The organism is Wolbachia endosymbiont of Armadillidium arcangelii (assembly GCF_040207875.1).
Classification (GTDB): Bacteria; Pseudomonadota; Alphaproteobacteria; order Rickettsiales; family Anaplasmataceae; genus Wolbachia.
Genome location: NZ_CP157942.1, coordinates 232,396 through 245,009, shown reverse-complemented (window position 1 = coordinate 245,009; position 12,614 = coordinate 232,396). Strand labels below are relative to the sequence as shown.

The following is a 12,614-nucleotide window of genomic DNA, read 5'->3' as shown; positions in this document are numbered from 1 at the left end:
TATAAAAGGACACACTACTTGTATATAATTTTTTTTTGCATATTAAACTATGTAAGCAAACTTTTTAGAAAAGCCAAATAAACTACCTCTCTATGAAAGACTTGTCGACTGTTGCAAGTATAGGCGTAAACAAGAATGATAAAAGAGTACGAGATTGAGTAACTATGTACACTTCTGCTGGCATACCAGGGTATAGGTATACATTTTTAAATTGAGCAAGCTCTGACTTCGGTATCACTACGCGCACTGAATAATAACGCCCTAGTCTTGGGTCATCAAGAGCATCAGGAGAAATATGACTTACTATACCACTAATTAAACTTAAACGACGTGCACTGTAAGCACTCAGCCGGACTTTAACCTTTAGTCCTTCTAGCCCATCAATAGAGACTATGTTGCTATCTTTCTTTTGTGCTGACAGTATCTCTTCTATGTTTCTGGTCTGAATTTTAGCATCTATTATTAGGTCATCATTCGATGGCACTACGCTCATGATCGGAACTCCAGATTGTATAACACCACCTTCAGTATGGTATCTTATATCTGTAACTATCCCATCTTGAGGAGATTTAATTATCGTACGTGCTAACGAATCTTCAGCAACCATCAGCCTCTCTTTCAAGTCTGCAATAGATGTGCTAACTTCCTTAAGTTCAGCGTTTGCTCTTTCTTGAGAATCGTTTGTCACGTTTATAATTTCTAATTCTTTCTCTCCAATTTTTTGCTGCGCTTGAGATATTAGAGTACGGTAATGCCCGACTCTGCCCTCAATTTCAGCAAACTGCTTTTCTAAAGCTAAAATGTGCGGTTTGCTTATATGGCCACTATCAAGTAATTGTCTTTTTGTTTCCAACTCCTCAGTTATCAAGTCATATTGCTTATGAGCTGCATTTAGTTGAAAGTTTAGCCCTGCCAATTCGTCATTTAACTGCTTTATACGCTGTTGTAATATATCTGTTTTTCCTAATATGCTCTTTCTCTGAGAGTTGAATAACTTCACTTGATTTCTTATCACTTTATTTACAAGCTCATCGTCAGATAATCCTTTAACCTCATCAGAAAATTCGAGTGTGTCCAAATCTACTCTGATTGCAAGAAGCCTTGCCTCGGTTGCCAAAAATGATAAAAGCTTTTCTTTGATAATACTTAAATTCGCCTTCTCGTTAACATCGCTTAATAAAACTAAAGGCTCATCTTTTTTAACTGCTTGGCCCTCTTTTACTAAAATTTTGCTTATTATTCCTCCACCCAAGTGTTGAACTATTTTCCTATTTGAAGATACAATAACTTCTCCACTTGCATGCACTGCCCCGTCAATTGGAGCTATAGCCGACCAAATACCGCCTATTCCAAAAAAGATGAGTATCACCACTAAACCAAAAAACAGTGGTCCCCATGTGACTTTCAGTACTTCATTTACGTTATTACTTTCGCGTTTAAAAATAAAATTTACTATTGCATCGATCCATGCAAACGTCTTATCCAAAAATTTTGGATATTTTTTCTTTCTATTTCCTGCTCCTTGCATATCTATATCATCACTGCCAATCAGGCCTGTCAAAGAAAATCCAGCACCAAGCTTTTTTAACTTACTCATTATAATACTACTGTGAATTCGTGTTAACTAGGATAACACACAAAAACAAAGAATCTATAATTTAAGCACTTTACTTAGACTGTGAAACATCAGAATAAACTATTTAGTAACAATTATTATGTTAGCGTTCGAGCTCTTATTAAGCTAGCACAAGCTAGGCTAGTAAACGTAAAGAGTAAAAATCAAAACGGTTTTACAACAACCATAATAACTATAACTATTATTAACACTGTAACTGCCTCATTTAAAACGCGAAAGTAAACGTGGGTTTTTTCATTTGAACCCATTACAAAACTTTTCCTATGCATTGCAAGTAGCCCATGAATAGCAAACATAAAGAGTAATGCTAGTGCTTTTACATGGAACCACCCTTCGCGGTATGCTTCCCTGATAACCATTAGTGTAATTCCAAGACCAAGTGAGAAAAGCATTGCAGGGTTTATGATATATCTAAGTAGTCTCTTTTCCATTGTTTGAAGCAAGCTATCATTTTCTGACCCTGGTTTTACAGATGCATGATAAACATAAAGTCTTGGCAAATAAAGCATACCTGCCATCCACATAATGACGGAGATAATGTGAAAAGCTTCAAGCCAGTGGTAATAACCCATTGAAATTTATTACAAAATGTTAAAAACTTCTGATATTATTTTAGTTTAATGAAAAAGAAACCAATATGAAAGCAGAAAATTTCACTAAAGAACAGATAATTGGATTCTACAGGAAAATGCTACTCATACGCAGATTTGAAGAAAAAGCAGGACAATTATATGGAATGGGATTAATAGGCGGGTTCTGTCACCTATCAATAGGGCAAGAAGCAGTTGCAGTTGGGACTCAAGCTGCATCAAAACCTGGTGATGCTTTTATCACAAGCTATAGAGACCATGGCTTAATGCTCGCATGTAATTCTGATCCGAATGTCGTGATGACGGAGCTAACTGGCAAAGAAACGGGATGCTCAAAAGGCAAAGGTGGTTCTATGCACGTATTTGACGTTGAAAAAAAATTCTTCGGTGGGCATGGAATAGTAGGAGCGCAAGTTCCAATTGGCACAGGAATAGCATTTGCTAATAAATATAAGAAAAAAGATAACGTGGTATTCACGTATTTTGGTGACGGTGCTGCAAATCAAGGACAAGTATATGAATCATTTAATATGGCAGCTTTATGGAAATTACCTGTAATTTACATCATAGAAAATAATGAATATGCAATGGGAACTTCTGTGCAAAGATCAACTTTAGTAACAGAGCTGTATAAAAGAGGAGAAAGTTTTGATATTCCTGGAAAACAAGTTGATGGAATGGATTTTTTCTCTGTTTATGCGGCTACAAGCAAAGCAGTTGAATACACACGCAGCGGAAAAGGGCCTATCCTGCTTGAAATGAAGACATATCGATATCGTGGCCATTCAATGTCAGACCCTGCTACTTATCGCTTAAAAGAAGAAGTTGAAGATATAAAGCAAAATCATGACCCTATAAGCACTTTAAAAAAGTACATGATAAATAATAAATTTGCTTCAGAAGAAGAATGCAAAGCTATTGATAAGGAAATACGAGATTTAGTGAAAAAGTCAGAAGATTTTGCTAAAAACAGCAAAGAGCCAAGCATTGATGAATTGTATACTGATGTTTATAAATTTATTAGCTAATCAGTTGCCCTCAAAATTATGTTTTGGCCTACTATAGATAGTTTTTGACAGCGTGTAACTTTATCCTAGCCAATAGAACCTGTAAAGTAATTTTTGTATTCTTGATATACACTGCTCTTAAATCATAGGCTGAATGAGTTTTATTTGACTTTTTGTGCTAGTTTGCAGAATATAGAGGTTATTACTTGAATCAAATACATGACAAAAGAGGATTGGGAAACAGTAATTGGACTTGAGGTGCACGCTCAAGTTTCTTCTAAGACTAAGCTATTTTCTAGTTCACCGATGGAGTTTGGTGCTGAACATAATACTCAAGTTTCTCTAATTGATGCAGCAATGCCAGGTACACTACCAATATTAAATTATCGCTGCATAGAGCAAGCAATATGCACTGGACTTGCACTTTCTGCAGAAATTAATAAATGCTCTTACTTTGACCGGAAAAATTATTTTTATCCTGATTTACCACAAGGTTATCAAATAACCCAGTTCTTTGAGCCAATAGTTAAAAATGGCAAAGTGTTTATCAATAATAATGAAAAAGAAATAAGAATCGCAAGAATTCACTTAGAGCAAGATGCAGGAAAGAGTATTCATGAAGAAAGCAAAACTTACATAGATTTAAATCGTGCAGGTGTTGCTTTAATGGAAATTGTTTCAGAGCCAGATCTTCGTTCATCTGCAGAAGTTGCAGAATTCATGAAAAAATTGAGGCAGATTTTGCGTTACATCGGTTCATGCGATGGTGATATGGAAAAGGGCTCACTTCGCTGCGATGCAAATGTTTCTGTTCGTCCAAAGGGTAGTAGTGCATTTGGTACCCGCTGTGAAATAAAAAACTTAAATTCAATACGTTATATCGTACAAGCTATAGATTATGAAACACAAAGGCAGATCAAAATTTTGGAAAGCGGAGGAGAAATAAGTCGAGATACCTTACTGTTTGATGTCACTTTAGGAAAAACAAAAGTGATGAGAAGCAAAGAAGATTCAAGTGACTATAGATATTTCCCTGAGCCTGATTTGTTACCTGTTGAAATAAGCCAAGACAAAATTGATTCTATTAAATCATCTTTACCCGAGTTGCCAGATCAAAAAAAACTGCGATACATTGAGGAATTAGGTATCAATGAATACGATGCAGACGTTATCACTTCTGATAAAGAAATTGCTGATTATTTTGAAAAATTGGTAAAAAAGCACGATTCAAAGATTGCAGTTACCTGGTTAACCGTCGAGCTTTTCGGTCGTTTAAACAAAGCAAATATTGATATTGTTAGCTCCCCAATCAAAGCAGATGCTTTATCCGAGCTCCTCGACTTTATCGTCGATGGAACGATCTCTGCTAAACTTGGTAAACAAGTTTTTGATATTATGTTTAAAACTGGAAAGTCTGCATCCGTTATTATAGAAGAGCAGGACCTAAAACAAATAACCGATAGAGGTCAAATATCAGAAATTATCGACAAAATCATCAATAGCAATCAGGATAAAGTTCAAGAATACAAAAGCGGTAAAACAAGATTATACGGATTCTTTGTCGGCGAAGTCATGAAATTCACCAAAGGAAAAGCCAGCCCTAATGTCGTGAACTTGGTTTTGAGTGAAAGATTAAGTAATTAGTCACATTTTTTTATTCGCATCGGTAGTACATCTTGTAGATATTCTCAGATCTATTCTATGATATATGTGTGTAATAACATAAAAGAAACCCTGTTAGCCAGTTATTCACTATCTATTTTTTAAATTGGCGTTTTTTATTGTCTTAAATGCTTTAACAAGCGCATTTTAGCTTAACCTTCATAATAAGGAAGTATAGCTACATTTAGATCTGTTTCCCCTGCTGTAACAACAGCCTATTTTCCTTGAAACTAAAATAGCTACTGAATGTAATAATAATGTGATCTATTAATTCTATCCCTACATTTTTGCAAGCTTCTGCTAATTGTTTGGTGAGAGAAATATCGTTGCTTGAAGGCTGTGCATCTCCGCTTGGGTGATTGTGGGATATTACAATGGACGTTGAGCCAATTAAAAGTGCACGTTTTATGATCTCTCTAACATAAAGAGGAGTTTGATCTACTGTACCAAAGTTTTGCAGATCTTCCGCTATTAGACGATATTTTTTATTCATGTAGATAACGCGAAAATTTTCTTTATTGAGGCTTCCTATACTTACTTTTAAATAATCAAGGAGTTTTTTCCAATTATTGATTATAGGTAGGTCCTTTATTTCTTCTCGTGCAGAGCGAACAAAAGCCTGTTTTACACAAAAGATAGCCGATATGGCTGCATTATTAACTCCTTCAATATTCTGCAGTGTTTCTAAATCGGCATTAAAAACTTTATTCAAACTGCCAAAATTTTCTATCAAACTCTTTGCCACTGGCTTTACATCAATTCTACTGTATGCTGAGTATAAAATGTGTTCTAAAACCTCATAATCAAGCAACGATTGTCCATTATCTGAAATGATTCTCTCTCTTAAGCGCTTTCTATGCCCTTTTTTGTAATCTTTCATTGTTTATAATAAGAAATAAAGATGCTGGGCCCAAAATTTACACCATTATCTTTAGATTCGGCATGTCTGGTAACTTGAAATATTTTAATTATATAGAATGAAGTGCATTAAAAGTCAATCGAAGATCTTTAAAGACATGATATAAAATATATATTGCAGAATTGGATGGTTAAGTATATATGACATAGAATATTTAAATGTTTATTAGGTATAGTTAAAACCCAAGATAAAAAAAGTAATTAATACAGTATCTAAGTTTGGCTTAGGAGTTACTATAGCGTTAATGACAATAGTAGTAACAACAACAGCAGCTATTGAGCCATTAGTGGATAAGCGCTATTATTGGTTGGTAGAAGTCATAGTCCTATCCCCCTTGTTTGAGTTGGGAGTGTTAAATAAACTGTGTCAAACCGAATTTTTAATTCAACTCGATTTTCAATCTACCAGGAAAGAAGATGTCAAGTTGAGACATAGTTAAAAGGCAAAGCTGTAGTTCACTTTTGCTCTACTTTTTTTTATAGCACAATATACCTGCTTATACAAGGCATTTGTGTTGGTAAATTTTCTGATCTGCCTATGCAGCCCCTCAATAGGATTAGCAGTATAAATTAGCTTCCTAACTGGCCCAGAATATTTGAAATAACTGGACAAATTTTCCCAGTTGTTCTGCCAAAACTAGAGGATACTTTTCTCCCCATTTTTCTTCCAACTCAAGCAAATAATTCTCGGCAATTTCTCTGCTTGCAGCACGGTATACTTTTTTCAGATCATTCATGAAAACTTTTACATCTTTGCTCGATACATATTTTAGAGAATTTCTTATCTGGTGTACTATACATTTCCGTATTAGCTATTTATCGCTGTAGGAAAGCTTTTTAATACATGCAATCCTCTACTCCTCTCTCTTTAAGGTCATTTAGCACTCCCAACTAAAACTTCGCTTTCAGCCAAATAAAACTTCTTTTCTGCCATTTTGCTAATATGTTATACATACATTTACTTACACAACTCCTTAAAAAACCATAAACACTATTGGATATACAGATTGCAGCAGACGACTGCGCCATTCATTGATTACTGGCAGTAGTAATGTTTGATATTTCTACTAGCGATATTTTATGATCATAGATTTCTTCTATATGTGATACTATATCTCCATGCCGCTTGCAAATGTGCTTAAGACCTTTGCTTCAAGTTCGGTTGTTTGTCTTTTTCTAACTATTTGGGGTTCAAAGCTTCCTTCTCTGTCCCTTGGTGTTAACAGTTCAAATGAACCTGCACTCGTGCGTAAAGTTTTTCCCATTTCTTCGGTTATTTTCTTCACTTTTAGCTGACATGTGGCTTTCTATTTCACCTTCCAGGCTTGCCTCCAGCAGCTTTTTTATCAATGGTGTTATCTCTTCCTGTTAGTGGTCTTCCTTCTCGTTATAGACGACAGGTTTCTAATTCTTTATAATCTACCAACCCGGCAATTCTATTTGCTATTTTTTGACTCATGTCAAACCTCCATTTTTTTATCAATTTATTACTTTATTTCTCGGTTTGACACAGCTTATTTAACACTCCCTTTTGTGAAACATTCTTTCTATTAGATTTCTTTTTTTATATAATTCTTTATCGTACTCTCTCGGTGTTTTCCTATTAGAACGTGGTGGAATAACTGATTCAGCATTCACAGTTCTGCTGCTTTAATCATATAATTTGCATCATATCCTTTATCAGCAATAAGTGCTTCCATTTTCTTGCCTTCTATTAGGTCTAAAGCTTTTACATAATCTGATCTTTGGCCAGCAGTAACAAAAAACCTTAGCCTAGAGCATCACAAACAGCGTTGTAATTTGCTTGAAAATCCACCTTTAGATCGCCCCAATTCCTGTTCTTGCACACCATATTTTTTCCTTGCACCAACTGCATGCTGATGCGCTCTAATTATTGTCGAATCTAATCATAAGCCACTCTGTGTCTTCATCCACTGCTAGGGTGTTGAAAATCATTTGCCATACACCCGATCTTGCCCATCTTATAAACCTTTTATGTACACTCGACCATTTTCCATATTCTACAGGCAAAGCTCTTCATGGTGCTCCTGTTCTGCCTATCCGCATTACTGCTGCTATGAACTTCCTGTTATCTTTTGCACTTCTCCCGCTATCTCCCTCCTTTCCTGGTAAGCTATCTTTTATCCTCTCCCACTGCTCGTCCTTCAAGGTCCGGTAGAGATCATAACTTTAAATCCTCCTATTAGGTTTAGTTGCTATGATCCCCCCAACAGAACCGTACTTGCGAATTTCCCGCATACGGCTCTTCAGTGTAGCATTCACAGCATCTTTTATTACTGCTATCTGATTTAGTTTTCCTTGCATCATATCCCAACCTCTGTTGTGTTGGTGTAACAATCCCTAACTATACCGCTGATCGCTTCCCCTTGTTTCCCACACTCTGAGTACTATCAATCAGTCCGACTTCCTTTGTATCTTCCGTTAATTCTCGCCTTTGTTGACTTGTTCCAACGTACCTTAGTAGGAATACAAAGGATCTCCCAAGTTCATTTAGAATCCATCTCAACACATGACGCGGCCTCCGATCCCAGTGATAACTTGCCTTATCGTTACCCTTCATGCTGTCTTCCATCATATGAAAAATGTCGACCTCTATGATATTGAAGATTTCGGAACTCAATACCTTCACTTTCGTTGTACCCTGCATTGTCCATTCCATTAGCTTTACTACGCTCGTTACCTTACGCAGCATAATGGTCTAGGCTGCTGGCTAGACTTTGCCTAGGTTGACCAACTGTCTTCTAAACGCTTTTCTTGGCACACTCATATAGCATCTTTTACTTTTCGCAAAAGTACTATTATAATTCTATTATCTTGAATGTCTACACTGTCTAGATTACTTACATCTAAAACAAACAAAATTGAAATACATACTATAAAAAGCAGTAACTCCTGTCTGAACGCAACTTCTGATACAAAAGCTGATTTTATTCCTTCACAAGAATATTGGATTGCTTTTATTAGACGAATAATGCTTTTCTTCATTATCAATTTAAAAACTCAATGAATTACACTTATTGCACTCAGGTAAAAAATGCATGAAAACACCTTTCAGTAATGATCACTTACAAAGTAGGAATCATGCTATAAATACGCAGATTTTTACAGTTAAAGTCTGCACATTATTTGAATTAGGAAAATTAATACAAAGCCTTTCAACGAGCAACCAAATACTCAAGTAATTATATATCGACAACCATAATAAAAAATCCCTTTAATTAAATTTCTCACTCACTTGAATTTGCTACGTTACAAAATTCTTATTAAAGTAGAGTAATAATTTATTTAGTTTTAATATTTAAACATTTTGTACTTGCTGTAATGACTTCACTTCCAAATTGCTATTCTTTACATATTGAATTGCAAGCACTAATGCTTTACTTCCAGAAGCTGTGGTGCTGTAAGCTATATTTTGCAAAATAGCAGTTCTTCTGATATCTTTGCTATCTGAAACTGATTTTACACCTTTTGAAGTATTGATCACTAGATTTATTTTTCCATCTTTGAGCATATCAACTATGTGGGGTCTGCCTTCTCTCACTTTATTTACAGCTTTTGCAACAATGCCGTTATTATTCAGATACAAAGCTGTGCCTTTGGTTGCATATATTTCAAAGCTCAGTTCTTTCAACATTCGTGCAACAGGTAATATATACTCTTTATCATCATCTTTTACTGAAACTAAAGCTGTTCCTTCTGTTGGTAATTTGTATCCTGCAGCTATGTGCACTTTTGCAAGTGCTGCCTCGAAGGATAAGTCGATTCCCATCACTTCTCCTGTTGACTTCATCTCAGGACCAAGTAGGATATCAGTTTCCGAAAAGCGCATGAATGGAAAAACTGCAGCTTTAATAGCAAAGTGATCGAGAGATTTTTTCTCTTGATCTAATTTTTTGCCTAAAATAACTTCAGTAGCGAGCTTTGCAATAGGAACATTGATTACTTTAGAAACAAAAGGAACTGTACGACTAGCTCTAGGATTAACTTCAAGTATGTATACGTCACTCCCTTGAACAGCAAACTGAATGTTTATCAGGCCTTTCACTTTTAATGCTAATGCTATTCTCTCAGTTTGGAGCTCGATCTCTTTTATTACTTCGTCACTCAATGTATTTGTCGGTATTGAGCATGTTGAATCGCCAGAGTGGATACCAGCTTCTTCAATATGCTCCATGACCGCTGCAATGAAAACTTTTTTCCCATCACACACAGCATCAACATCAATCTCAACTGCATTGACTAAAAATTTATCAAGAAGCAGCGAACCATACTCAAAGATTTTAGTGTGATTCAGGACGTACCTTTTGAAACTATCAATATCATGCAGAATTGACATAGACTGACCACCGAGGACATATGATGGCCTGACTACTAGTGGAAACCCCACCTTTTCTGCGTTGGTTAACGCTTCTTCCACTGAATAGCAGATAGAGTTTTCAGGTTGTTTTAAATTAAGCTGCAAAGCAAGATTTTTAAACCTCATGCGATCTTCTGCAAGGTCAATAGAATCAAAAGATGTACCCAAGATATTAAAACCTCTCTCGTTAAGCACTTTGGCTAACTTTAAAGGTGTTTGACCACCTATTTGAACTATTACACCAACCAGTGTGCCATCTTCTTGCTCTTTACTTAGTATTTCAAGCACATCCTCTGCAATGAGTGGTGCAAAATATAAACGATCAGCAGTATCATAATCAGTTGAAACGGTTTCTGGATTACAGTTAATCATTATTGTTTCATATCCCATTTCTTTGGCTGCAGAAACTGCATGAACGCACGCGTAGTCAAATTCAATACCCTGACCAATGCGGTTTGGTCCACTACCTAAAATGACAACTTTTTTTCGATCCGAAATATTCGCCTCACATTCCGTTTGATTTTTAACATCACCCTCATAACAGCCATACATATAAGCAGTGCTTGATTCAAATTCAGCTGCACAGGTGTCTACACGCTTATAAATTTGTTTAATGCCAAATTTTTTCCTTATTGCTTCAATTTGCTCTGATGTCATTCCAGTGCGTGACACTGGAATCCACCTATTTTTTTCTTGGATCCCAGTATCAAGTACTGGGATGACAGAGGTAGGTCTATTACTTAATTTTGCTAATCTTGCGTCTGAAAATCCCATTTTTTTCAGCTCTAATATTTCATGTGCAGTTCCAGGAAGGCCATTTTCCTTGATTTTTTGTTCAGCCACGATGATTTGCTGTATATTTTGCAGAAACCATAAGTCATATCCTGTAATCGAATTTATTTCTTCTATGCTAATTCCGTGGCGCATTGCATCAGCAGCAATCAGTAATCTATTTGGTAGCAATTTTGCTAACTGAGATTTAACATCTGTGTCTTCAGAAAACACTTCATCAAGTCCTGTTAGCCCTGTTTCAAGTGAACAAAAAGCTTTCTGCAGTGACTCATTAAAAGTGCGGCCAATTGACATCACTTCTCCCACTGATTTCATGGAGGTTGATAATTCACAATTTGTCCCCTTAAATTTCTCAAACTCAAATCGAGGAATTTTAGTGACGATATAATCAATCACTGGTTCGAATGCTGCTGGTATTATTGGAGCGCAGTCGTTACGTATTTCATCGAGCGAATAGCCAATAGCAAGTTTAGTTACAACTTTTGCAATAGGATAGCCTGTTGCTTTTGAGGCAAGTGCAGAAGAGCGAGAAACCCTTGGATTCATTTCAATCACAACGAGGCTTCCATCTTCTTTAGGATTCACTGCAAACTGAACATTTGCACCACCGGCGCTAACATCAATTTCTCTCAACACTGCTATAGATGCATTTCTCATTTGTTGATATTCAGCATCACGCAGAGTTAAAGCAGGAGCAACTGTGATACTATCTCCGGTGTGCACTCCCATTGGATCAACATTTTCTATTGAACACACTATTATACAGTTATCCTTGCAGTCACGGATAACTTCCATTTCATATTCTTTCCAGCCAATAATTGATTCATCTATCTGAACTTCATTTATTGGCGAAATTTTGAGAGCACTTTCTGCGATATTGAAAAACTCCTCTTTATTATATGCTATGCCGCTACCTGCACCACCAAGGGTGAATGATGAGCGGATGATTGCTGGTAATCCAACGTAATCCAAAGCCTTTTTTATTTGTTCTTGATTTTTTATAATGACACTTTTGGGGTATTTTAGCCCTATTTTATCCATGGATTGGCGAAATAATTCCCTATCTTCTGCTTTTTTTATTGCTTCTCTATTTACTCCTATTAATTCTACGTTGTATTTGTCTAACACTCCATCACCTGCAAGTTTTATTGCGCAATTGAGTGCTGTTTGCCCGCCCATTGTTGGCAATATTGCGTCTGGCCTCTCCTTAATTATAATTTTCTCTATGATTTCAGGCAGTACCGGCTCAATATAAGTTGCATCAGAGAATTCAGGATCTGTCATTATAGTTGCGGGGTTGGAGTTAACCAAAATGACTTTATAACCTTCACTTTTTAATACTTTACAGCTTTGCGTTCCGGAATAATCAAACTCACACGCCTGACCTATAACTATTGGGCCTGCCCCTATTACTAATATAGATTCTATATCTGTACGTTTTGGCATAATTACAATAACGGTCTCTATTCAAGTAATGTTACCAATCTTTCCTGTATATGTGAATTTTTATTAAACCTAACTACTTTTAGGCTTAACGTATAACTTTACAAACATTGCAATTTGAGTCCACTAAGAAGGATGTCATCCCAGTGCCCAGACACTGGGATCCAGCTTCTTTTTTTCTAGATTCC

At 36.1% G+C, this 12,614-nt stretch carries 9 protein-coding genes and 2 pseudogenes; 3 read left to right on the top strand and 8 right to left on the bottom strand.

The annotated features are described in order from the left end of the window. Window positions 1–82 precede the first annotated feature (82 nt). Together ABLO99_RS01240 and hemJ are read right to left on the bottom strand one after the other, a co-directional pair. Window positions 83–1,597, bottom strand: a complete 1,515-nt coding sequence (locus ABLO99_RS01240) for an HlyD family type I secretion periplasmic adaptor subunit (protein ID WP_349967894.1) — start codon at window positions 1,595–1,597, stop codon at window positions 83–85. Between the two features lie 182 nt (window positions 1,598–1,779). After that, window positions 1,780–2,208: a protoporphyrinogen oxidase HemJ gene (gene hemJ / locus ABLO99_RS01235; protein WP_047758953.1), complete on the bottom strand. Its 429-nt coding sequence runs from the start codon at window positions 2,206–2,208 to the stop codon at window positions 1,780–1,782. Window positions 2,209–2,273: 65 nt separating this feature from the next. Between hemJ and pdhA the strand changes: the two genes are divergently transcribed. Next, window positions 2,274–3,254, top strand: coding sequence for a pyruvate dehydrogenase (acetyl-transferring) E1 component subunit alpha (gene pdhA / locus ABLO99_RS01230; protein WP_349967893.1), 981 nt, complete (start codon window positions 2,274–2,276; stop codon window positions 3,252–3,254). A 198-nt stretch (window positions 3,255–3,452) separates the two neighbouring features. After that, window positions 3,453–4,877 carry an Asp-tRNA(Asn)/Glu-tRNA(Gln) amidotransferase subunit GatB gene (gatB, locus tag ABLO99_RS01225; protein ID WP_349967891.1) on the top strand — a complete coding sequence of 475 codons (1,425 nt, stop codon included), beginning with the start codon at window positions 3,453–3,455 and terminating at the stop codon, window positions 4,875–4,877. A gap of 202 nt (window positions 4,878–5,079) precedes the next feature. On the opposite strand, the gene radC is transcribed toward gatB, so the two are convergent. Next, on the bottom strand, window positions 5,080–5,775 hold the full coding sequence (gene radC, locus ABLO99_RS01220; protein ID WP_047758956.1) for a RadC family protein: 696 nt from the start codon (window positions 5,773–5,775) through the stop codon (window positions 5,080–5,082). 283 nt (window positions 5,776–6,058) lie between these two features. On the opposite strand from radC, the gene ABLO99_RS01215 reads away from it, so the two are divergent. After that, the gene (locus ABLO99_RS01215) at window positions 6,059–6,253 is read left to right on the top strand and encodes a hypothetical protein (RefSeq protein ID WP_047758957.1); all 195 of its coding nucleotides are present in this window, start codon (window positions 6,059–6,061) and stop codon (window positions 6,251–6,253) included. On the opposite strand, the pseudogene ABLO99_RS01210 reads toward ABLO99_RS01215, so the two are convergent. From ABLO99_RS01210 to carB, 5 genes and pseudogenes are all read right to left on the bottom strand, one after another. Further along, window positions 6,194–7,272: pseudogene (locus ABLO99_RS01210) on the bottom strand (transposase). The gene ABLO99_RS01215 and the pseudogene ABLO99_RS01210 overlap by 60 nt on opposite strands. Before the next feature lie 428 nt (window positions 7,273–7,700). Beyond that, window positions 7,701–7,982, bottom strand: a pseudogene (locus ABLO99_RS01205) (transposase). A gap of 21 nt (window positions 7,983–8,003) precedes the next feature. After that, complete coding sequence (locus tag ABLO99_RS01200) at window positions 8,004–8,141, bottom strand: hypothetical protein (RefSeq protein ID WP_153295409.1); 138 nt, start codon at window positions 8,139–8,141, stop codon at window positions 8,004–8,006. Between the two features lie 456 nt (window positions 8,142–8,597). Further along, window positions 8,598–8,819 carry a diacylglycerol kinase gene (locus ABLO99_RS01195; RefSeq protein WP_255351234.1) on the bottom strand — a complete coding sequence of 74 codons (222 nt, stop codon included), beginning with the start codon at window positions 8,817–8,819 and terminating at the stop codon, window positions 8,598–8,600. A 313-nt stretch (window positions 8,820–9,132) separates the two neighbouring features. Next, complete coding sequence (gene carB / locus ABLO99_RS01190; protein ID WP_349967889.1) at window positions 9,133–12,429, bottom strand: carbamoyl-phosphate synthase large subunit; 3,297 nt, start codon at window positions 12,427–12,429, stop codon at window positions 9,133–9,135. Window positions 12,430–12,614 lie beyond the last annotated feature (185 nt).